Below are 20,046 nucleotides of genomic sequence, written 5' to 3'. Positions count from 1 at the left end.
AGGGCCGCGCCCGCCCGGGTCGCCGACTCGAATCTCATCTCGAATCTCGGCGAAGCGCCCGGGTGCGCGGAAGTCCCTTCCAGCCTATCAACGGCACCTGTGATGGCGCCGTTGACCGCACCGGTCAGACGGCGCGCCCGTGACCGCACCGGTCACACGGCGCCCGTGACCGCGTGGGGCAGTGAAGTCGTCGCCTGGCCGCCCGGGGCGGCCGCGCACCCGCCGTCGCGTCGACCGTTCGTCTCACCAATCGATGGCGCGGGTCTCGCCGATGAGGCATCCCCCGGTCGACAGACCCGGCAGCACGGCGGTGACCGGGTCGCCGATGGACGGTCCCACCTGCCCGACGAGGCAGTCCGCACCCAAGCGCACCGAGAACTCGATGCTCTCCGCGGGATTCCCGATCGTCGTCTGGTCGGGAGTCACCTGCATCGCGGCTTTGTCGAACCCGGCACCGACCAGTGCGTCGATGTAGGCCCGGCCGGCGACCTGATCCGGACCGCCCCACACCGTGCGCACGACCTGCGTGAAGAGCGGCAGGTTGTCGGCGGCCGAACCCCCCGGCGCCAGGGTCGGCGCGGCAGCCGGGGTCGAGGCGCTCATCGAAGCGGCGGGTGTCGGCTCCGTCGCGACCGGAGCCGGCTCCGTCGCAGCCGGCGCCGACGGACCAGTCGGGGTACAGCCCGCGAGGGCGAGAACGGCGGCGAACGCCATCACGGCGACCGGACGAGACTGCGAGCGGATCACCCGCCCGAGTCTACGTACCGGTCACCGCTCGACCGGCCGGCTCAGAAGGGCGTCGCGTCGCCCACCTCCACGAGCGCGGCCGATTCGTGTGCGCCCGCGATCGCGCCCGTCGAGGTGTCGTCCCGCGGATCAGCCGGAGCCTCACCCGGCACCGCCCACGCATCTCCGCCCGGTGCGGTCTCGGACGTCGAGGTGTCGTCGGAGTCCGCCTCGGCGGCAGGAGCAGTGCGCGCCGTACGGCGGAACGCCGACGCGCCCCACCGCAGATCGTGGCCGATCGCGTCCGCCACCACGTCCGCGCTCACGCCGCGCTTGACGTCGGTCTCCCACTCGCGCAGCCGAAGGCGCCCCGCGACGATGACGCGCTCGCCCTTGTGCAACGAGGCCAAGCTGTTCCGGCCGAGTTCCCCGAACACCGAGACGGCGTAGTAGTTCGTGTGCCCGTCGACCCATTGACCGCGCTCGCGGTCGAATCGGCGCTCGCTCACGGCGAGACGGAAGGCGGCGATGGGGTCTCCGCCGCGGGTCGCCCGCTCCTCGGGGTCTCCGACGACGTTTCCGACGAGGGTGATGTGGTCGCTCATGATGTGTCCTCTCTGGGTATGGGCTCCGGCATCCGTGTGCCCGACGGACGCCGGAGCCATCGCCAGAATGTCGAGGCGCGGCTCACTGCCGCGGGCCGAAAATCCACATCCGTGGACAAGAGCAGCAAGAGGTGGGTTGGGGAGAAGAGCTACCCCCGGCGATGTCGGAACCCCCTCGTACCGTGTGGCCATGAGCACCGCACTGTGGAACGACCTCGCCCCGGCCCCGCGCCCGGCCGGGTGGGGCGCGGCGACGCATGTCGCCGCGGGGCTGTGGCGCATCGCCGACCCGCGCGGCGTCGTCGTGGGGCACGTCCGAGCCATCGCGGCCGACGGCGGCTGGCGTTACGCCGCCGAGCGGTTCCATTCGGCGACCGGGCGGTTCCGGCGTCTGGGAGAGTTCTGGTCCTCCGCCGACGCACTCGAGTGCTTGCGCTATGCGCGATGAGAGACGGCCCAGCGTCGACGGCGCCCGCGCCGGTTCAGACCACCGCGGCCAGGTCGTCGAGGGAGGCCGTCGCCGACGTCCCCCGCACGTCGTCCCACGCGGCGCGGAGGATGCCCACCGCGCGCTCGAGGGTGTGCGGCGCGGCCGTGAACGGAAGACGCAGTCGACGGTCATGGCCGCCGTCGACCGCGAACCGCGAACCGGCGGAGAGGAGGAGGCCGCGCGCCCGGGCGTTCATCACCAGGGGCGTGCTCACCGGCTCGCCGATTCCGACCCAGAGCGAGACGCCGCCCCGGGCGACCGGGATCTCCCACTCCGGGAACGTCGCCTCCAGCGCGCGGGTGAGCGCGTCGCGGCCAGCACGCAGAAGATCGGCGCGCTGCGCGCTGATCTCGTCGAGCCGCCCCACGACTCGCGCCGCGACGGCCTGCTCGAACTCCGGCGTCCCGAGGTCGTGCACCGGCCGTCCGCTCGCGAGACGGCGAACGATGTCGGCCTCGGCGCGCACCCACCCGACGCGCAAGCCGCCCCACACGGTCTTGCCCAGCGATCCGACGCGGATAATGCGCGGCGCCTCGGGGAACACGGTCCCCGCCGTCTCCCGGTCGATGTCGAGACCCGCGGTGGTCTCGTCGAGCACGAGGTACGTGCCCGCGCGTTGCGCGCCGTCGACGAAAGCCGCCACCTCAACGGGGCTCATCGAACGGCCCGTCGGATTGTGGAAGTCGGGCATGAGGTATGCCAGCGCGGGCAGCACGCGCGCGAACGTCTGTGCCGCGCGGTCGAGGTCCCAGCCGGCATCCGGCGTCACCGGTACGCCGACGAGCCGAGCACCCACGGCACGGAAGGCATCGGCGCCGTGCGGATAGGTCGGCGTCTCGATGAGGACGCGATCGGCCCGCGACAGGAGCACGGATGCCACCAAGTGCAGCGCGCTCTGCGCTCCGGTGGTCACCAGTACCTGGTCCGGCGTCGTCGGGAGCCCGCGGTTCCCATACACGCGCGCGATCTCCTCGCGCAGGCCCGCGTCGCCCACGACGTCGTATCCCGTGCGTGCGACGAGAGCCGCCGCATCCTGCGCCACCTCGGCCATCACGGCCGGCAGGCCCGGCCACGCGGCGGGACTCGCCTGCTGCAGGTCGATCACACCGTCGCGCCGGTCCTCGACGCCCGGGTCGGTGCGTCGAAGCGGCAGGGTCACGCTGCCGCTCCCCCGCAGGCTCTCGATGTGCCCCGAGTCGCGCAGACTACGGTACGTCGCCGCCACCGTCGTGCGGCTCAGCCCGAGCGCCGCGGCGAGCTCCCGCTCGGCGGGGAGAGCCGTCAGCGGAGCGATGCGGTTGTCGAGGCAGAGCAGGCGGATGCCATCCGCCAGCGCTTCGTAGGCGGGGCCGCGACCGCGCCACCCGCCGAGGGCCTCGGCCAGGGCACGCGCGGAGATTCGGGAATCCATGAGGCCAGAGTAGGGGAATTGGCATCCATGAAGGAAACCAATCTGGTGATTGGATCTCTTCATGACTTCTCGGATCCTTCGTCTCCTCGTCGGCCTCGCCCTCTACGGCTTCGGCTGCGCCCTCACCGTCGCGGCGGGCCTCGGCGTGGACCCGTGGACGGTGTTCGCCGAGGGGCTGTCGCGGGTCACCGGCATCGGCGTGGGCTGGATCACGAACATCGTCGGACTCGGTGTGCTCCTCCTGTGGATCCCGCTGCACCAGCGGCCGGGTGTCGGCACGCTGGCGAACATCCTGCTGGTCGGCACGAGCATGCAGCTCGCCCTCGGCGTCCTCCCCCACCCCGACGCAGTCGTCTGGCAAGCCGCGATGCTGGTGGCCGGCGTGGTCACCGTCGCCGTGGCATCCGGGCTCTATATCGGCGCGCACTTCGGCCCCGGTCCGCGCGACGGCCTGATGACAGGACTGCACGCACGACTCGGGTGGCCGATCTGGGCGTGCCGCCTCGGCGTCGAGGGCACCGTTCTCGTGGCCGGGTGGCTGCTGGGTGGAACGGTCGGCATCGGCACGGTCGTGTTCGCGCTCGGGATCGGACCGCTCGTCCACCTCGCCCTGCCCCTGCTCGCGGCGCCCGAGCCGCGTCGGCGGACCCGCGCCGCGGTTCACGCGTAGCCGCCGTACGGCGGTTCCCGCACGGCGGCGGTGCCGCGGCGCCGTCCACGGGTAGCCGCGTCACGGCGGTTCCCGCAGAGCGGCGGTCCCCGCAGAGCGGCGGTGCCGCGGCGGCATCTTCGCCCCGCGGCACCGTGTCGCTCAGTGCTCCCGGAACTCCGGGCGGTCGCTGCCGGGCTTCATGTGCGCGTGCAGGGCGTTCTTCGCGATCTCCATGGTCGGGTAGACCCCGAGCCGCTCGTCCTTGCCGGTCATGTGCACGGCGAAGCCCTCGGCATCCTGCCGGATCGTTCCCACCACTCCGACGGGACCGTGGGCGACCCACAGGCGTCGTGTCGTCGTTTCGGACATGGTGCTCCTTTCGTTCGATCTGGCCGGAGAGTACGCCCGCGCACACACTCTCGCCAGGGGGTCGATGAATGGACGAGCCGTCACCGATATCCTGGAAGTGACCCCCAGTAGCTCAGTGGATAGAGCAGCGGCCTTCTAATCCGCCGGTCGCACGTTCGAATCGTGCCTGGGGGACCGCACCGATCAGCCCGTCGGTGTCCCACCCCGTCAGTAGGATGAAGGGATGGTAGGCGCCTCTGAGAACGATCGGCTGGTCTGGATCGACTGCGAGATGACGGGCCTCGACCTCGCGGTCGACGAGCTGGTCGAGATCGCGATCGTCGTCACCGACTTCGAGTTGAACGTCCTCGACCCCGGGTTCCAGGTCGTCATCAAGCCCGACGCGTCGGCGCTGGAGAACATGGGCGACTTCGTCACCGAGATGCACCGCTCCTCGGGGCTCCTCGACGAGATCCCGCACGGAGTGAGCCTGGCAGATGCCGAGTTCCAGGCGCTCGAGTACATCCAGCGGTTCGCTCCTCTCGAGGGCAAGGCGCCGCTCGCCGGCAACACCATCGGCACCGACCGCATGTTCCTCGCGAAGTACATGCCCCGCGTCGACCGCTGGCTGCACTACCGGAACGTCGACGTGTCGAGCATCAAGGAACTGTCGCGCCGCTGGTACCCGCGCGCCTACTTCAACGCGCCGGCCAAGAACGGCGGCCACCGCGCGCTGGCCGACATCCTCGAGTCGATCCGCGAACTCGCCTACTACCGCAAGGCCGTGTTCGTGCCCGAGCCGGGGCCCACGAGCGACGAGGCGAAGGGCGCCGCATCGTCGGTCGTTTCGTCGTTCGCTCTGGACGTATGACATAATCGTTCAGTTGTCCGCTGCGGCGGACGCATGGTGGCTATAGCTCAGTTGGTAGAGCACCGCGTTGTGGTCGCGGGGGTCGCGGGTTCAAGTCCCGTTAGCCACCCCACACTCGAGGGCCCGCTTCACGGCGGGCCTTCGTCGTTCCGGCCGGTGCCCCGCAGCGGCTCATAGAATCGATCGAACGGGGCGGGTGGCATCCATCCCTCCGTTCGCACGATCGGGAGACGCATGCACGAGGACGCCGCGCAGCAGGCGACGCTCGACCTCGACGCCGAGGCGTTCGAGGCGCTCGTCGTGGCCGAGCTCGACCTCCTCCCCGACGACATGGTGGAGGGTCTCGACAACGTCGTCTTCGTCGTGGAGGACCGTCCTGAGGACGGGTCGCTCGATCTCCTCGGTCTCTACGACGGGTGGGCGCTCACGGAGCGCGAGCGCTACGGGGTGGGCGAGCTGCCGGACCGCATCATCGTCTACCGTGAGCCGCACCTGGCCGCGTGCGCCGACGAGGACGAACTGCGCGACGAGATCCACACGACCCTGGTCCACGAGATCGCGCACTTCTACGGCATCGACGACGAGCGTCTCCACGAACTGGGGTGGGCGTGATGGCCGGAGTGGCATCCCCCGACGTCGACGAGGTCACCGACCTCGCGGTTGTCCCGCCGGCGTCGTGGCAGACCGTGGTGTGGAACGACCCCGTCAACCTGATGAGCTACGTCGTCCACGTCTTCCGCACCTACTTCGGATTCGACGCCGCCACCGCGCACCGCCTCATGCTCTCCGTGCACCACGACGGCCACGCCGTCGTCGCCCGCGGGCCCCGCGAGCTCATGGAGCTGCACGCGCAAGCCATGCACGAGTTCGGCCTGTGGGCCACCGTGCGAAAGGACGCCGAATGAACGACCGCATCGTCGTGATGGAGATCAGCGGCCTCGAAGCTCTGCATCTGGCGGGCATCGTGGGCCAGTTCCGCGATCTCGTCGCCGACGCCGACCGAGAGCACGATCCCGCCATCACTCGCCTCCTGCCGGACGCTTACCCCGACGACGAGGCCGCGAGCCGTGAGTTCCGCCGGCTGACCGGGGCCGATATGCTCGACCGCCGCGCGGAGGACGCGAGGATCGTGCTGACCACCCTCGGCATGGACGGCGGCGAGCTCGATCCAGAGAGCGACCCCGACACCACGATCACGGTGGCGCTCGGCGAGACCGAAGCCCGCGCGTGGATGCGGACACTCTCGGCGGTGCGCCTGGTGCTGGCGACGCGACTCGGCATCCAGGACGACGATCGCCACATTCCCGGCGACGCGCGCTTCGGCATCTACGACTGGATCGGCTACCGCCTCGACGGACTCGTCACGGCCCTCGATCGGAACCTGGACCACCCGCCCCGGGCCTGACTCAGGGCACGAACACGACGAGGGATGCCAGCGCCTGCGGCTCGTGCTCAGCGAGATGCGCGTCTTCCTGGGCGGCCCAGCGGTCCCAGTGGGGTCGATAGGTGTCGCCGTCGCGTCGCAGCGCGCGATCCTTCCGTGACCCGTCGGGAGCATCGACCCAGACGCCGACATCCGCGAGCTTCGCGGCCGCGGGAGTGAGCACGCCCGAGCCCTCGATCACCAGGGGCAGCGACGGGTCGACGGCGTGGGCCTCGGCGCGCTCCCCCGCTTCCCAGTCCCAGCGCTGCCAGATCCCGACGCCGCCCTTCGCGTGCGGCAGGAGGATCGACTCGCGCGCGTACTCCGCGCCCGCGGCGAGTCCGCCCCAGCCCGGATAGAGGTCGTCCAGCGCGACGAGCTGCACACGACCGCGACCCGGCCAGGCGGCCACGAGCCGACGTGCGAGCGAGCTCTTCCCCGCACCGCTTCGACCGTCGATCAGCACGACGGGGTTCGACGCCCCCACAGCTTCCACCCGCGACGAGATAGCCCGGACCGCGTGGGCCAGGGCGTCGTCGAGGGGGTCGGCGCTACTTCTTGAGGGCGCGGATGACACGGCTGAGGGCGCGACCGGCCACCCACACGAACGGGATGCCGACGGCGAGCAGCGACACGAGGTTCGGGTCGAAGCGGAGGTCGTCGCCGCGGCGGATGTAGGCGCCCAGCGGCAGCGTGTACCCGCCGCCACCCCCGCCTTCGTTGCCGCGCTCGTCGGAACCGCCGCCGAAGCCGGACCAGACGAGGGCGACGGGGACGATGCGGACGCCGTCGACGTCCTGCTGCTCGCCGTAGGCGGCGGTGACGCCGAAGCTGGTGGACTGCTTGCCGAGTTCCAGTGCGATGTTGGGCATGCGCCCACCGTACCCGCCGCTTCCGACACCGCCCAGGGGTGTTGCGCCCGGGGGCAGGCCGTGTCAGTGCTCGTACGACGGCCGCGGGTTGGTCGGCAGGGCGCCGCCGCCGCGCGAGGGTCCGAGGAGCGAGCCGCGCGTGACAGCACCTCGCCCGAACCGGGCGGCCGCGCCGTCGAGCGCCCCCTCGACCCGGCGCCATTCGGCATCGTCGTCCCACAGCGTCGCGGCGGCCGCCGTCGGTCGAAGTTTCTCGCCGCGCACGCCCACGAGCCGCACCGCCTGGCGCCGGTCGATCCCGTCGAACAGCTCGATCGCGGCATCCCCGATCCTCTGGCCGACGGACGTGGGCTCGGGGAGCGTCCGCGAGCGGCTCAGGGTCGTGAAGTCGCTGAAGCGGACCTTGATGGAGATCGTGGATGCCTCGAACTCCTGGCTCCGCAGCCGCGCGCCGACGCGGTCGGCGAGCCGCCGCAGCTCGACGTGGAGCGTGCGGGTGTCGGAGATGTCGGTGTGGAACGTCTCTTCGTGGCCGACGCTCTTCTCGGTGCGTCCGGTGTGCACCTCGCGCGCGTCGATGCCCCGAGCGAGGTGCCAGATCCGTTCGCCCATCGCGGGCCCGAGCACCTGTTCGAGCGCGGGGCGCGGCGTGTCGAGCACGTCCGAGATCAGCCGGATGCCACGCGACTCGAGCGCCTCCGCGGCCTTCGGCCCGACGCCCCACAGCGCGCGGACCGACCGCGGGCGCAGGAACGCCTCGGTGTCGGCCGCGGAGACGATCAGGAGGCCGTCCGGCTTGGAGATCGTGGAGGCCATCTTCGCCACGTGCTTCGTCGCGGCGACGCCAACGCTGCAGGTCAGGCCCGTCCGCTCCCTCACACGGGCGCGGAGATCGCGCGCGATCTTCCCGGGGCTCCCCCACAGCCGCCGCGCGCCGCGGACGTCGAGGAACGCCTCGTCGATGGACAGCGGCTCGACGAGCGGCGTGATCTCGTCGAAGATCGCCATGACCTGACGCGACATCTCGGTGTACCGCGAGTACGGCGGATTCACGACGATCGCGGTCGGGCACAGCCGCAACGCGACCGCGACGGGCATCGCGGACTTCACGCCGTAGCGGCGCGCCTCGTACGACGCGCTTGAGACGACGCCGCGCCCCTCGGACCCGCCGATGATGAGCGGCTTTCCGGCGAGCGAGGGATCGTCCAGCACGGCCACCGACGCGAAGAACGCGTCCATGTCGACGTGCAGGATGCCCGCGCCGGTATCGTCGGCGTCGGGCGGCGAGACGATGCGCCCCGTGCCGTCTCCGCGTCCCATGGCATCCATTCTCCCCCGGGCCTCCGACATCGCGGCCGGGCCCTGTGTCGGTCGCGCGCGCAACCTCAGCGATCCGCGCAACCTCAGCCACAATGTGGCCGAGCTGACCGACGTTCGGCGGATCGCGGAACTTGTGCCGCCGGGAGGTCTCGGGGCAGCGCCGTGCTGAGCGCAGGACCGCGCCCAGGCTCAGCGATCCGCACAACCTCAGCGATCCGCACAAGCTCAGCGATCCGCACAACCTCAGCCGAAAACCCCCGAACCCGACTCACTCACCGCGAATCGCCGAGGTTACGCGTCCGCCGCCAGGCACCCCCGGGAACGACGGATGCCACGACCCCCACCCCGCGCGGGAGGGAGCCGTGGCATCCGGTGTGCTTACTGTGCGGCGGCGCGCTCCAGCACGAGCTCGCGCACGCGTGCGGCGTCGGCCTGGCCCTTCATGGCCTTCATGACGGCGCCGATGACGGCACCGGCCGCCTGGACCTTGCCGTCGCGGATCTTCGCCAGCACGTCGGGCTGCGCGGCCAGGGCCTCATCGATCGCGGCGATCAGGGCGGCGTCGTCGGACACGACGGCGAGACCGCGGGCGTCGACGACCTCCTGCGGAGTGCCCTCACCGGCGATGACGCCCTCGAGCACCTGGCGTGCGAGCTTGTCGGTCAGGGTTCCCGCGTCGACCAGCCGCTGCAGCGCGGCGACGTTCTCGGGGCTCACGAGCTCAGCGGGCTCGCGCTCCTCGGCGTTCGCGATGCGGCTGATCTCGCTCAGCCACCACTTGCGCGCGGCGGCCGGAGTCGCGCCGGCGGCGACGGTGGCCTCGACCTCGTCGAGCAGCCCGGCGTTCACCACGCCCTGGAAGTCGATGTCGGCGAAGCCCCACTCGGCCTTGAGGCGGCGACGGCGCGCGGCCGGCGGCTCGGGCAGCGCGGCGCGCAGTTCCTCGATCAGCTCCGGAGCCGGGACGACGGGGAGCAGATCGGGCTCCGGGAAGTAGCGGTAGTCGTCGGCATCCGACTTCGGCCGACCCGGCGACGTACGCCCGGTGTCCTCGTGCCAGTGCCGCGTCTCCTGCGTGATCGTGCCGCCGGCGGCGAGGATCGCGGCCTGCCGCTGGATCTCGTACCGCACCGCGCGCTCGACGGACCGCATCGAGTTGACGTTCTTCGTCTCGGTGCGGGTGCCGAGCTTCTCCTGGCCGCGCGGACGCAGCGAGACGTTCGCGTCGCAGCGGAGGTTGCCGCGCTCGAGGCGCGCCTCCGAGATGCCGAGGGCCCGCACGATGTCGCGGATCGTCGCGACGTACGCCTTCGCGAGCGCGGGAGCCGAGTGCTCCGCGCCGAAGATCGGCTTCGTCACGATCTCGACGAGCGGCACACCGGCGCGGTTGTAGTCGACGAGCGAGTACTCGGCGCCCTGGATGCGACCGGTCGAACCGCCCATGTGCGTGAGCTTGCCGGCATCCTCTTCCATATGGGCACGCTCGATCGGCACGGTGACGATCGTCCCGTCCTCGAGCTCGACCTCGACCGACCCCTCGAACGCGATCGGCTCGTCGTACTGCGAGATCTGGTAGTTCTTGCCGAGGTCGGGGTAGAAGTAGTTCTTCCGCGCGAAGCGGCTCGACGGCGCGATCGAGCAGCCGAGCGCGAGGCCCAGGCTGATCGACGAGCGGATCGCCTCCGCGTTCACGACCGGCAGCGCACCCGGCAGACCCATGTCGACCGGGGCGACGAGCGTGTTCGGCTCGGCGCCGTGGTTCGCCTCGTTCGCCGGGTTCGGCGCGGCGGAGAACATCTTCGTCGCGGTGTTCAGTTCGACGTGGACCTCGAATCCGAGGACAGGCTCGAACAGCTCGAGCGCCTCGTCGAAGTCCATCAGCGCGTCCTTGGCCATCAGCGGGTCGCTCCGTTCGTGAGAGAGGGGGCCCGGTCCAGCAGCGGTCCGCCCCACTGGTCGACGAGGAGCGCCTCGAGGGCGGCGCCGACGCGGTAGAGACGCGCGTCCTCGCGGGCGGGGGCGAGGAATTGGATGCCGACGGGCAGGCCGTCCTCCTCGGCCAGGCCGCTCGGGATCGAGATGCCGGGCACGCCGGCGAGGTTCGCCGGGATCGTCGTCACGTCGTTGAGGTACATCTGCAGCGGATCGTCGAGCTTCTCGCCGAGGCGGAACGCGGTGGTCGGCGCGGACGGCGTCGCGATGACGTCGACGTCGGCGAACGCGGCGGCGAAGTCCTGCTGGATGAGCGTGCGGACCTTCTGCGCGCTGCCGTAGTAGGCGTCGTAGTACCCGGCGGACAGTGCGTAGGTGCCGAGGATGATGCGGCGCTTGACCTCGGGGCCGAACCCGGCGTCGCGCGTCGCGGCCATGACGTTCTCGACCGTCGGGGTGCCCTGCGGCGTGACGCGCAGACCGAAACGCACCGAGTCGAACTTGGCCAGGTTGCTGGATGCCTCGGCCGGAAGGATCAGGTAGTACGCGGCGACCCCGTACTCGAAGTGCGGGGCGCTGACCTCGACAATCTCCGCCCCCTGCGCCTCGAGCGTGGCGAGTGCGGCACGGAACGAGTCGGAGACGCCCTTCTGGAAGCCGCGGTCGTCGAGCTCGCGGATGACACCGACCTTGAGGCCCTTCAGGACCTCGCCGGTCGCCCCCTCACGGGCGGCGGCGGCGAACGACGGCCACGCATCGGTCAGCGATGTCGAGTCGTGCGGGTCGTGCCCGGCGATGACGTCGTGCAGGAGTCCGGCGTCGAGCACGGTCCGCGTCACGGGACCGACCTGATCGAGGCTGGATGCCAGGGCGATCGCGCCGTAGCGGCTGACACCGCCGTACGTGGGCTTGACGCCCACGGTGCCCGTCACGTGCGCGGGCTGGCGGATCGAGCCGCCGGTGTCCGAGCCGAGGGCGAGCGGCGCTTCGAACGCGGCGACGGCGGCAGCGGAGCCACCACCCGAACCGCCGGGGATCCGGTCGAGGTCCCACGGGTTGTGCGTCGGACCGTACGCAGAGAACTCGGTCGACGACCCCATGGCGAACTCGTCCATGTTCGTCTTGCCGAGCGGCACGAGTCCGGCGGCCCGGGAGCGTGCGACGACCGTGGCGTCGTAGGGCGACAGGTAGCCCTCGAGGATCTTCGACCCGCTCGTGGACGGCATGTCGGTCGTGACGAGCACGTCCTTCACCGCGAGCGGGACGCCGGCGAGCTCGTGCAGCTCTTCGCCCGCGGCGCGGCGGCGGTCGATGTCGGCCGCGACGTCGAGAGCGTGGTCGCTGACGTGGAGGAACGCGTGCACGTCGCCGTCCACGGCGGCGATGCGGTCGAGGTGCGCGCGCGTCGCCTCGACGCTCGACACCTCCTTCGCAGACAGGGCGGCGGCGAGGTCGGCGGCGCTCAGGCGCGTGAGGTCGCTCACTGCTCCTCCCCCAGGATCGCGGTCACCCGGAACCGGCCGTCGGCCTGGTCGGGCGCGTTCTGCAGCACCTGCTCGAGGGTGAGCGGCGGCTGCACGACATCGGGGCGGAAGACGTTCTCGAGGGGGATCGGGTGGCTCGTCGCGACGACGTCGGGCGTGGCCACCTCGGACACCTTGGCGATGTTGTCGACGATGGCATCCAGCTGCCCGGTGAGGCTCTGGACCTCTTCGTCGCTCAACTCGATCCGAGCGAGCACACCGAGATGGCGCACGAGATCAGGGGTGATTTCAGACACCCGGCAAGTCTAGTTCGCGGTCACCGCGCGCCGAGACCGGCCCCGGCCTACGCTGGGACGGTGACGAGCTTCGACCCGCCTCGCCCCTGGACCGCCAGCTACGCCGCCGGAGTGCCGGAGGACCTCGACCCGCAGTCGGGGTCGCTCGTCGACATCCTCGACGCCTCGACCCGCGACTACCCGGAGGCTCCGGCGCTGGAGTTCTTCGGCCGCGAGACCACGTACGCCGACCTGTCAGCTGAGGTCGCGCGCGTCGCTGCGGCCCTCGCGGCCCACGGCGTGCGGGCGGGCGACCCCGTCGCGATCGTGCTGCCGAACTGCCCGCAGCACATCGTGGCGTTCTACGCGGTGCTGCGCCTGGGCGCGGTCGTCGTGGAGCACAACCCGCTCTACACGGCGCGCGAGCTGCGCAAGCAGTTCGAGGACCACGGCGCGAAGCACGCGATCGTGTGGAGCAAGGTCGTGAAAACCGTGCAGGAGTTCCCCGCCGACCTGCGCGTGACGACGCTGGTCTCGGTCGACGTGACGCAGGCGATGCCGCTGCGCATGCGCCTCGCGCTGCGGCTTCCGATCGCCAAGGCGCGCGAGGCGCGGTCCGCGCTGACCGAGAAGACGATGGATGCCACCCCCTGGGCGCAGCTCCTCCGCCACGACCCGCTCCCCGAGACGCACCCGCGTCCAGCCACCGGCGACCTCGCGATCATCCAGTACACGAGCGGGACGACCGGGACGCCGAAGGGCGCGATGCTCTCGCACGCCAACCTGCTCGCGAACGCGGCGCAGGCGCGGGCCTGGGTGCCCTCGATCGTCCGCGGCGAAGGATGCGTCGTGTACGCCGTACTGCCGATGTTCCACGCCTACGGGCTGACGCTCTGCCTCACCTTCGCGATGTCGATGGGCGCGCGCCTCGTACTGTTCCCGCGTTTCGACCCCGACATGGTCCTCGCCGTCACCAAGCGGCATCCGGCGACCTTCCTGCCGCTCGTTCCGCCCATAGCCGAGCGTCTGCTCGCCGCCGCGGAGGCCCAGGGCGTGTCGCTCGCCGGAACGGACATCGCGATCTCGGGGGCGATGGCCCTCCCGCACGAGCTGGTCGTGCCGTTCGAGAAGGCCACCGGCGGATACCTCGTCGAGGGTTACGGGCTGAGCGAGTGCTCCCCCGTGCTCATGGCCAATCCCGTGGCCGAGAACCGCGTGCCGGGCACGGTCGGACTCCCCCTGCCCGGCACCGAGTGCCGCGTCGTCGACCCCGATGACCCGCACACCGACGTCGAGCCCGGCGGCCGCGGGGAGCTCGTCGTTCGTGGACCGCAGGTGTTCTCCGGCTACTACGGCAAGCCCGAGGAGACCGAAGCGGTCTTCGTCGACGGATGGTTCCGCACCGGCGACATCGTGACGATCGACGAGGGCGGCTTCGTGCGCATCGTCGACCGGATCAAGGAACTCATCATCACCGGCGGCTTCAACGTCGCCCCGACCGAGGTCGAGAACGTCCTGCGCCAGCACCCTTCGATCGCCGACGTCGCGGTCGTGGGGCTCCCCAGCGAGCACTCGGGCGAAGAGGTCGTGGCGGCGGTCGTCGTGGCGGACGGATGCCAGCTCGACCCCGAAGAGGTCCGGACTTTCGCGCGTGGCATCCTGACGCCGTATAAAGTGCCCCGACGGATCGTCGTCGTCGATGAGCTGCCGAAGTCGCTCATCGGGAAGGTGCTGCGGCGCCAGGTGAAGGAACAGCTCCTCGCGAAGTGAGGACCTTGCCCGGTTCTCGCCGCTCACGCAAGGGGCGGCGCTGGGCTGCCGGGCGCCCCGCTACGGTGAGAGCGGGGTCGATCCAGGCCCCGAAGTGACTCTTGGGGGCATCACATGAAGACCATCCGCGCACCTTTCGCCGTCGGCGCCGCTGCCGCTCTGCTTCTTCTCGCCGGCTGCTCAGGCGGCGGATCGGCTCCGGACCAGGGCGATGCGGCCGCGCCCAGCTCCGCCGCATCGAGCGCGCCGTCGGCCGCGGCACCCGTGGCGGAGCAGTCGAAGGCCGACGCGTGCAAGATCATCATCGACTCGTTCACCGACGTGTCGCAGGCGAGCAGTTCCATGTCGACGTCCGACCCGGCGGCGGCGATGGCGACGTTCAAGGAACTCGTGACCAAGGTGCAGGGCGACTTCCAGGGCATCACGAACACCGAGATCGCCCCGGCCGCGCAGGACGCCAGCACCACGCTGAGCAACTACGTGGCGTTCCTCGAGCAGGTCACCGCCGACCCCAGCAAGGCGAGCGAGCTGGGCGACCAGGTGACCGCGCTGCAGAACAGCTTCTCCGCCGCCGGCAAGGCCTGCGAGGGCTGATCCTCAGCGGAGACGAGGCGGGGGCGGGGCGTTCGGCGCCCGGCCCCCGCTTTTCGTTGAGCGGGTGACGTCCGTTCAGGGCGCCTCGGGCACGGGCGCGGGCTCGAGCGCATCGGGCCCCTGCTCGACGAGGATGCGGAACTGGGCGGCATCCAGGATCCGGATGCCGAGTTCTTCCGCCTTGGCCAGCTTCGAGCCGGCGCCCGGACCGGCGGCGACGAAGTCGGTCTTTTTCGAAACGCTCGAGGCCGCCTTGCCGCCCGCCGCGATGATCGCCTCCTGCGCGCCCTCGCGGGTGTAGCCCTCGAGCGAGCCGGTTGCGACGACGGTGAGGCCCGCGAGGACTCCCCCGGCCTCGGCAGCTGCGCCCGGCCCGGGGTGGCCGGGGATCGCGAAACGGACACCGGCCGCCGCCCACCGCTCGACGATGTCGCGGTGCCAGTCGACCTCGAACCAATCGATGATCGCGTCGGCGATGATGCCGCCCACACCCTCGACGGCGGCGAGCTCCTCGCGTGACGCCGCACGGATGGCATCCAGGGATCCGAACCACTGCGCGAGGGCGCGCGCGGCCACCGGGCCCACGTGGCGGATGTTCAGCGAGACGAGCAGACGCCAGAGATCCTTGGTCTTGGCCTTCTCGAGCTCGGCGATGAGCTTGATCGCCTGCTCGGACGGCAGCACCTCGCGGTAGTCCTTGCGGATGCCGCGCTTGCGGCGCTCGGCCGGGTCGAGGTCTTCGGTGCCCGGCGGATACGTCGCGGGGCCGAGCTTCTGGAACGGCGCACGCCGCACTTCTTCGCCGTCGTCGTCGATCTTCCGCTCGCCGGTCTCGGCGTCGCGCACGACGACCTCGATCGGGACGAGCTGCTCGACCGTGAGGTCGAACAGGCCGGCCTCGGTGTCGAGCGGCGGCTCGGCGGGCACGTCGGGCTGGGTCAGCGCCGCGGCCGTGACCTCGCCGAGCGCCTCGACGTCGAGCGCACCGCGCGAACCGATGTGCTCCACCCGCCCGCGGACCTGCGCCGGGCACGACCGCGCGTTCGGGCAGCGCAGGTCGATGTCGCCCTCCTTCGCGGGGCGGAGGGGCGTGCCGCACTCGGGGCAGTTCGTCGGCATGACGAACGCGCGCTCGGTGCCGTCGCGCAGCTCGACCACGGGTCCGAGCACCTCGGGGATGACGTCACCGGCCTTGCGCAGCACGACCGTGTCGCCGATCAGGACGCCCTTGACCTTGACGACGTCCTGGTTGTGCAGGGTGGCCTGCCGCACGACGCTGCCGGCCACGCGCGCGGGTTCCATGACGGCGAACGGTGTCGCCCGGCCCGTCCGGCCCACCGACACGACGATGTCGAGCAGCTTCGTGTTCACCTGCTCGGGCGGGTACTTGTACGCGATCGCCCAGCGCGGCGCGCGGCTCGTGGCACCGAGCTCGTCGTGCAGCGCGAGCTCGTCGACCTTCACGACCACGCCGTCGATCTCGTGCTCCACGTCGTGACGGTGCTCGCCGTAGTGCGCGACGAAGCCGAGCACACCGTCGACGCTCGACTCGACCTTGCTGTACGGCGACGTCGGCAGGCCCCACGAGGCCAACAGGTCGTAGATCTCGCTCTGCGCGGCGACCGGCGGGTCGGGCCACGCCCCGATGCCGTGGACGTACAGCGCGAGCGAGGCGATCCGGGCAAGGCCCGCCTCGAGCTCGAGCCCCGTCTTCTTCTCGATCTGTTGGCGCAGGCCGCCGCTCGCGGCGTTGCGCGGGTTCGCGAACGCCGGGAAACGCCGGGCCGCTGCCTGCTCGGCCTTTTCGAGGTCGAACGCCTTCGCGCCGCCGCGGCGCGCGTTCGCGCGCTCCCGCGCCTCGGCGACGGCCCGCTCGCGGTACTCCCCCTGGAGGCGGTTGAGGTTCTCGAACGCGGCGACCGGGATGAACACCTCCCCCCGCACCTCGACGAGCGCGGGGTGCCCTTCGCCCGAGAGCTCGCGCGGGATCCCGGCGACACGCAGCGCGTTGTCGGTGACGATCTCGCCGACGCGCCCGTCTCCGCGCGTCGCCGCCGACGTCAGCACACCGTTCTCGTACCGGAGGCTGATCGCGAGGCCGTCGATCTTCAGCTCGCTGAGCCAGTTCACCGGTCGGCCGGCCGACGCCTCGGTCTTCACGGCCCAGTCGCGCAGCTCCTCCGGCGAGAAGACGTTGTCGAGGCTCAGCATCCGTTCGGCGTGCTCGATCGTGACGAGGTCCGTCGCCTCTGCCGCGCCCACGGACAGTGTGGGGCTGTCCTGCCCCTGGAGTTCGGGGTACAGCCGCTCGATGGCCTCGAGTCGATGCATCCATCCGTCGTACGTCGCGTCGTCGACGAGCTCGGCATCCCGCCCGTAATACGCATCGCGCGCGCCGACGATGCGCTCCGTCAGATCGGCGGCCTCGGTGCGCGCTTCGTCGAGAGTCAGGTCGGGAAGCTGGTCGTGCTCGGTCACGCATCCAGCTTAAAGAGGGCCCCCGACATCGCCCGCGGGGTTGCCGAGGTCTCGCGCTCGGCGGGAGGGGATTCCGCGAGCGGAGGAGGGATGCCGAGACCGCGGTCCTCCCGTCCCCGGATCTCCTCCGCTGCCGCGGTGCGGAGAACCCTGCGCGATCGCCGCCCCCCGGGACCGGCACTCGCGCGCGTCGCAGCCGGCAGCCGAAACCGGAAGCGCGGCCGATCGGCGGGAGGGGATTCCGCGAGCGGAGGAGGGATGCCGAGACCCCGGTCCTCCCGTCCCCGAATCTCCTCCCCCGCCTCGAGCCACGACCGCTGCTCGCGGTCGCACCACAACCCCGGGGCCGGCCGGCGGGAGGGGATTCCGCGAGCGGAGGAGGGATGCCGGCATCCCGGTCCTCCCGTCCCCCGAATCTCCTCCCGAGGCGGGAGCGCCCGCGCAGCTCGAGGCGCCAGCCCGCGGGCTCAGGCCTCGACGGGAACCGCCGACACCGTCCGCGCGATCGTGAACTGGCCGATCACGCGCGTGCCGTCGTATAGCACCGCGGTCTGGCCGGGCGCGACGCCGTCGAACGGCTCGTCGGGGCGCACCGTGAGCGTGCCGTCCTCCCACGTCGCGATCGCGGGCACCGGGTCGGCGTGCGCACGGATCTGCGCGTGGCAGGCGAACGTGGACGCGGACGGCGCGCGGCCCGCCCATGTGAAGCGGTCGCCGGAGATCTCGGCGCACGCGAGGGCCTCCTTCGGCCCCACGACGACGGTGTTGGTGACGGGGCGCACCTCGAGCACGAAGCGCGGCTTGCCGTCCGGCGCCGGAACACCGAGCTGCAGCCCGCGACGCTGGCCCACGGTGAACGCGTGCGCACCGTCGTGGCTCCCGACGACCTGGCCGGATCGATCCCGGATCTCGCCCCGCTCGGCACCGACGCGGTCGGCGAGCCAGCCGCGCGTGTCGCCGTCCGGGATGAAGCAGATGTCGTGGCTGTCGGGCTTCTGCGCGACCGACAGGCCGCGCGCCTCCGCCTCCGCGCGCACCACGGCCTTGGACGGCGTGGACCCGAGCGGGAAGTACGTATGGGCGAGCTGCGCTTCGGTCAGCACGCCGAGGACGTACGACTGGTCCTTCGCGGCATCCGAGGCCCGGTGCAGTTCGCGTCCGTCCGCGGTGTCGACGAGCGTCGCGTAGTGGCCGGTGCAGACAGCGTCGAAGCCGAGTTCGAGCGCGCGCTCGAGGAGCGCCGCGAACTTGATCTTCTCGTTGCACCGCATGCACGGGTTCGGCGTGCGGCCGGCGCGGTATTCGGAGACGAAGTCCTCGATGACGTCGTCGCGGAAGCGCTCCGAGAAATCCCACACGTAGAACGGGATGCCGAGCTTGTCCGCCGCGCGACGGGCGTCCATGGCGTCCTCGATCGTGCAGCAGCCGCGGCTTCCCGCGCGGAGGGTTCCGCCGGCGCGCGACAGCGCCAGGTGCACGCCGACGACCTCGTGCCCCGCCTCGACCGCGCGTGCCGCAGCCACCGCGGAGTCGACGCCACCGCTCATCGCCGCCAGAACTCGCATCGTCCCAGTCTACGAAGCGTGCGCTGAACGGGCGCCGGATGCCACGGCCCGCGCATACGCGGACGGCAGCGCCGCGAGCACGGCATCCACGTCTTCGTCGGTGGAGGTGCGCCCGAGGGTGAAACGGAGCACCGACCGCGCGGCGCGGTCGTCGAGACCGAGTGCGAGCACGACGTGCGACGGTTCGGCGACGCCGGCCTGGCACGCCGATCCGGTCGAGACCGAGATCCCCGCCATGTCGAGGAGGAACAGCAGCGTCTCCCCCGCTGCCCCCGGGAACAGCACGTGCGCGTTCCCCGGCAGACGATCGTCCGGATCGCCGAGCAGCTGGGCCGCCGGAATCGCCTCATGGATGCCACTGACCAACCGGCGTCGCAGGGCTTCGAGCCGCGTGGACTCGCGTTCGCGCTCCGCCTCGGTCGCGCGCGCCGCCGCGGCGAACGCGGCGGCCCCCGCGGCATCCTGGGTCCCCGCGCGGAGTCCGCGCTGCTGCCCGCCGCCGTGCAGCAGCGGAGTGAGCCGCGCGTGACGCGACACGACCGCGGCCCCGACGCCGACCGGGCCGCCGACCTTGTGCGCGGAGACCGACAGCGCGACGAGTCCCGCGGCACCGGTCCCGTCCCCGCGCCAGCGCGCGAAGTCCACCTCTACCTGCCCGAGCGCCGACACCGCGTCGAGGTGCAGGGGCACGCCGGCGTCGGTCGCGACACGGGCGAGTCCGGCGGCATCCTGAACCGTTCCGACCTCGTTGTTCGCCACCAGGGCCGTCGCGAGCGCGGACCCGGGCAGCGCATCGGCGAAGGAAGCGACCGGGATCCGGCCGACACCGTCGAGACTCACCGCCCGCACGCTCGCGCCTTCCGACGTCGTCAGCCACGCCACGGTGTCGAGCGTCGCGTGATGCTCGCCGTCGGGCAGAACGACCGTGTCGGTCGCGGGTTCGCGCGACCACCACAGCCCCTTGAGGGCGAGGTTCGTCGCCTCGGTGCCACCCGAGGTCAGCACGACCTCGATGGGCTGGCATCCGAGGACCTCGGCAAGGCTCTCGCGCGCGTCCTCCAGCAGGCGGCGTGCGGCCTGCCCGGCACCGTGGATCGACGACGGATTGCCCAGCACCTCGTGGGCGGCGAGCCACGCGTCGCGCGCTTCCGGCCGCAGCGGCGTCGTGGCGGCGTGGTCGAGATAGACCGACATGCACCCTCCCGCTTCGCGTCCGTGACCTTCACTACC

21 protein-coding genes and 2 tRNA genes are annotated in these 20,046 nt (G+C 71.5%); 10 read left to right on the top strand and 13 right to left on the bottom strand.

Annotated elements, in window-relative coordinates; genetic code table 11:
• Nucleotides 1–243: 243 nt before the first annotated feature.
• A complete protein-coding gene (locus AVW09_RS17915; RefSeq protein ID WP_231901792.1) occupies nt 244–747 on the bottom strand; it encodes a DUF6993 domain-containing protein in 504 nt (167 codons plus the stop codon).
• A 41-nt stretch (nt 748–788) separates the two neighbouring features.
• On the bottom strand, nt 789–1,331 hold the full coding sequence (locus AVW09_RS17910) for a single-stranded DNA-binding protein (protein ID WP_063257593.1): 543 nt from the start codon (nt 1,329–1,331) through the stop codon (nt 789–791).
• 190 nt (nt 1,332–1,521) lie between these two features.
• Between AVW09_RS17910 and AVW09_RS17905 the strand changes: the two genes are divergently transcribed.
• Nucleotides 1,522–1,779, top strand: coding sequence for a hypothetical protein (locus AVW09_RS17905; RefSeq protein WP_063257592.1), 258 nt, complete (start codon nt 1,522–1,524; stop codon nt 1,777–1,779).
• Nucleotides 1,780–1,813: 34 nt separating this feature from the next.
• Here the strand turns inward: AVW09_RS17905 and yczR are convergent, their stop codons facing one another.
• On the bottom strand, nt 1,814–3,232 hold the full coding sequence (gene yczR, locus AVW09_RS08200; protein WP_063257591.1) for a MocR-like transcription factor YczR: 1,419 nt from the start codon (nt 3,230–3,232) through the stop codon (nt 1,814–1,816).
• A gap of 61 nt (nt 3,233–3,293) precedes the next feature.
• On the opposite strand from yczR, the gene yczE reads away from it, so the two are divergent.
• Nucleotides 3,294–3,902 carry a membrane protein YczE gene (yczE, locus tag AVW09_RS08195; RefSeq protein ID WP_063257590.1) on the top strand — a complete coding sequence of 203 codons (609 nt, stop codon included), beginning with the start codon at nt 3,294–3,296 and terminating at the stop codon, nt 3,900–3,902.
• A 141-nt stretch (nt 3,903–4,043) separates the two neighbouring features.
• On the opposite strand, the gene AVW09_RS08190 is transcribed toward yczE, so the two are convergent.
• Nucleotides 4,044–4,253, bottom strand: a complete 210-nt coding sequence (locus AVW09_RS08190; protein ID WP_063257589.1) for a hypothetical protein — start codon at nt 4,251–4,253, stop codon at nt 4,044–4,046.
• 101 nt (nt 4,254–4,354) lie between these two features.
• On the opposite strand from AVW09_RS08190, the gene AVW09_RS08185 reads away from it, so the two are divergent.
• The 6 genes from AVW09_RS08185 (at nt 4,355) to AVW09_RS08160 (ending at nt 6,508) form a co-directional block, all read left to right on the top strand.
• Nucleotides 4,355–4,427 (top strand) — tRNA-Arg (locus AVW09_RS08185).
• A gap of 49 nt (nt 4,428–4,476) precedes the next feature.
• Entirely contained in the window at nt 4,477–5,103 is a 627-nt protein-coding gene (orn, locus tag AVW09_RS08180; protein WP_063257588.1) for an oligoribonuclease, read from the top strand.
• A 36-nt stretch (nt 5,104–5,139) separates the two neighbouring features.
• Nucleotides 5,140–5,215 (top strand) — tRNA-His (locus AVW09_RS08175).
• Between the two features lie 122 nt (nt 5,216–5,337).
• Nucleotides 5,338–5,715 (top strand): metallopeptidase family protein, encoded by a 378-nt coding sequence (locus AVW09_RS08170; RefSeq protein ID WP_063257587.1) that lies wholly within the window; start codon nt 5,338–5,340, stop codon nt 5,713–5,715.
• Complete coding sequence (gene clpS / locus AVW09_RS08165; protein ID WP_156496018.1) at nt 5,715–6,008, top strand: ATP-dependent Clp protease adapter ClpS; 294 nt, start codon at nt 5,715–5,717, stop codon at nt 6,006–6,008. Before AVW09_RS08170 ends, clpS begins: the two co-directional genes overlap by 1 nt.
• Nucleotides 6,005–6,508: a DUF2017 family protein gene (locus AVW09_RS08160; protein WP_063257585.1), complete on the top strand. Its 504-nt coding sequence runs from the start codon at nt 6,005–6,007 to the stop codon at nt 6,506–6,508. The genes clpS and AVW09_RS08160 overlap by 4 nt, the downstream gene beginning before the upstream one ends.
• A 1-nt stretch (nt 6,509) precedes the next feature.
• Here the strand turns inward: AVW09_RS08160 and AVW09_RS08155 are convergent, their stop codons facing one another.
• From AVW09_RS08155 to gatC, 6 genes are all read right to left on the bottom strand, one after another.
• The gene (locus AVW09_RS08155) at nt 6,510–7,103 is read right to left on the bottom strand and encodes an aminobenzoate synthetase (RefSeq protein ID WP_063257584.1); all 594 of its coding nucleotides are present in this window, start codon (nt 7,101–7,103) and stop codon (nt 6,510–6,512) included.
• Nucleotides 7,078–7,398: a hypothetical protein gene (locus AVW09_RS08150; RefSeq protein WP_063257583.1), complete on the bottom strand. Its 321-nt coding sequence runs from the start codon at nt 7,396–7,398 to the stop codon at nt 7,078–7,080. The genes AVW09_RS08155 and AVW09_RS08150 overlap by 26 nt, the downstream gene beginning before the upstream one ends.
• 63 nt (nt 7,399–7,461) lie before the next feature.
• Entirely contained in the window at nt 7,462–8,718 is a 1,257-nt protein-coding gene (locus tag AVW09_RS08145) for a DNA polymerase IV (protein ID WP_063257582.1), read from the bottom strand.
• 378 nt (nt 8,719–9,096) lie between these two features.
• Nucleotides 9,097–10,614: an Asp-tRNA(Asn)/Glu-tRNA(Gln) amidotransferase subunit GatB gene (gene gatB, locus AVW09_RS08140; protein WP_063257581.1), complete on the bottom strand. Its 1,518-nt coding sequence runs from the start codon at nt 10,612–10,614 to the stop codon at nt 9,097–9,099.
• On the bottom strand, nt 10,614–12,134 hold the full coding sequence (gene gatA / locus AVW09_RS08135; RefSeq protein ID WP_063257580.1) for an Asp-tRNA(Asn)/Glu-tRNA(Gln) amidotransferase subunit GatA: 1,521 nt from the start codon (nt 12,132–12,134) through the stop codon (nt 10,614–10,616). The genes gatB and gatA overlap by 1 nt, the downstream gene beginning before the upstream one ends.
• Nucleotides 12,131–12,430, bottom strand: coding sequence for an Asp-tRNA(Asn)/Glu-tRNA(Gln) amidotransferase subunit GatC (gatC, locus tag AVW09_RS08130; protein WP_063257579.1), 300 nt, complete (start codon nt 12,428–12,430; stop codon nt 12,131–12,133). The genes gatA and gatC overlap by 4 nt, the downstream gene beginning before the upstream one ends.
• A 60-nt stretch (nt 12,431–12,490) precedes the next feature.
• On the opposite strand from gatC, the gene AVW09_RS08125 reads away from it, so the two are divergent.
• Together AVW09_RS08125 and AVW09_RS08120 are read left to right on the top strand one after the other, a co-directional pair.
• Complete coding sequence (locus AVW09_RS08125; RefSeq protein ID WP_063257578.1) at nt 12,491–14,179, top strand: long-chain-fatty-acid--CoA ligase; 1,689 nt, start codon at nt 12,491–12,493, stop codon at nt 14,177–14,179.
• Nucleotides 14,180–14,293: 114 nt separating this feature from the next.
• Complete coding sequence (locus AVW09_RS08120) at nt 14,294–14,773, top strand: hypothetical protein (RefSeq protein WP_063257577.1); 480 nt, start codon at nt 14,294–14,296, stop codon at nt 14,771–14,773.
• A gap of 75 nt (nt 14,774–14,848) precedes the next feature.
• On the opposite strand, the gene ligA is transcribed toward AVW09_RS08120, so the two are convergent.
• The 3 genes from ligA to AVW09_RS08105 all read right to left on the bottom strand — a co-directional run bounded on the left by ligA (nt 14,849) and on the right by AVW09_RS08105 (nt 20,010).
• Complete coding sequence (gene ligA / locus AVW09_RS08115) at nt 14,849–17,251, bottom strand: NAD-dependent DNA ligase LigA (RefSeq protein WP_063257576.1); 2,403 nt, start codon at nt 17,249–17,251, stop codon at nt 14,849–14,851.
• A gap of 467 nt (nt 17,252–17,718) precedes the next feature.
• Nucleotides 17,719–18,816 carry a tRNA 2-thiouridine(34) synthase MnmA gene (gene mnmA / locus AVW09_RS08110; RefSeq protein ID WP_082822867.1) on the bottom strand — a complete coding sequence of 366 codons (1,098 nt, stop codon included), beginning with the start codon at nt 18,814–18,816 and terminating at the stop codon, nt 17,719–17,721.
• Between the two features lie 9 nt (nt 18,817–18,825).
• Nucleotides 18,826–20,010: a cysteine desulfurase family protein gene (locus AVW09_RS08105; RefSeq protein WP_063257574.1), complete on the bottom strand. Its 1,185-nt coding sequence runs from the start codon at nt 20,008–20,010 to the stop codon at nt 18,826–18,828.
• Nucleotides 20,011–20,046 lie beyond the last annotated feature (36 nt).

Origin of the sequence: Microbacterium sp. T32, assembly GCF_001619615.1 — a bacterium.
Taxonomy (GTDB): Bacteria; Actinomycetota; Actinomycetes; order Actinomycetales; family Microbacteriaceae; genus Microbacterium.
This window is presented reverse-complemented; position numbering and strand designations above follow the sequence as displayed.

Bases quoted from the DNA above. Each gene is read 5' to 3' on its own strand.
- AVW09_RS17910 (WP_063257593.1), bottom strand. From the start codon at position 1,331: ATGAGCGACCACATCACCCTCGTCGGAAACGTCGTCGGAGACCCCGAG.
- AVW09_RS17905 (WP_063257592.1), top strand. From the start codon at position 1,522: ATGAGCACCGCACTGTGGAACGACCTCGCCCCGGCCCCGCGCCCGGCC.
- yczR (WP_063257591.1), bottom strand. From the start codon at position 3,232: ATGGATTCCCGAATCTCCGCGCGTGCCCTGGCCGAGGCCCTCGGCGGG.
- yczE (WP_063257590.1), top strand. From the start codon at position 3,294: ATGACTTCTCGGATCCTTCGTCTCCTCGTCGGCCTCGCCCTCTACGGC.
- AVW09_RS08190 (WP_063257589.1), bottom strand. From the start codon at position 4,253: ATGTCCGAAACGACGACACGACGCCTGTGGGTCGCCCACGGTCCCGTC.
- orn (WP_063257588.1), top strand. From the start codon at position 4,477: ATGGTAGGCGCCTCTGAGAACGATCGGCTGGTCTGGATCGACTGCGAG.
- AVW09_RS08170 (WP_063257587.1), top strand. From the start codon at position 5,338: ATGCACGAGGACGCCGCGCAGCAGGCGACGCTCGACCTCGACGCCGAG.
- clpS (WP_156496018.1), top strand. From the start codon at position 5,715: ATGGCCGGAGTGGCATCCCCCGACGTCGACGAGGTCACCGACCTCGCG.
- AVW09_RS08160 (WP_063257585.1), top strand. From the start codon at position 6,005: ATGAACGACCGCATCGTCGTGATGGAGATCAGCGGCCTCGAAGCTCTG.
- AVW09_RS08150 (WP_063257583.1), bottom strand. From the start codon at position 7,398: ATGCCCAACATCGCACTGGAACTCGGCAAGCAGTCCACCAGCTTCGGC.
- AVW09_RS08145 (WP_063257582.1), bottom strand. From the start codon at position 8,718: ATGGGACGCGGAGACGGCACGGGGCGCATCGTCTCGCCGCCCGACGCC.
- gatB (WP_063257581.1), bottom strand. From the start codon at position 10,614: ATGGCCAAGGACGCGCTGATGGACTTCGACGAGGCGCTCGAGCTGTTC.
- AVW09_RS08120 (WP_063257577.1), top strand. From the start codon at position 14,294: ATGAAGACCATCCGCGCACCTTTCGCCGTCGGCGCCGCTGCCGCTCTG.
- mnmA (WP_082822867.1), bottom strand. From the start codon at position 18,816: ATGCGAGTTCTGGCGGCGATGAGCGGTGGCGTCGACTCCGCGGTGGCT.
- AVW09_RS08105 (WP_063257574.1), bottom strand. From the start codon at position 20,010: ATGTCGGTCTATCTCGACCACGCCGCCACGACGCCGCTGCGGCCGGAA.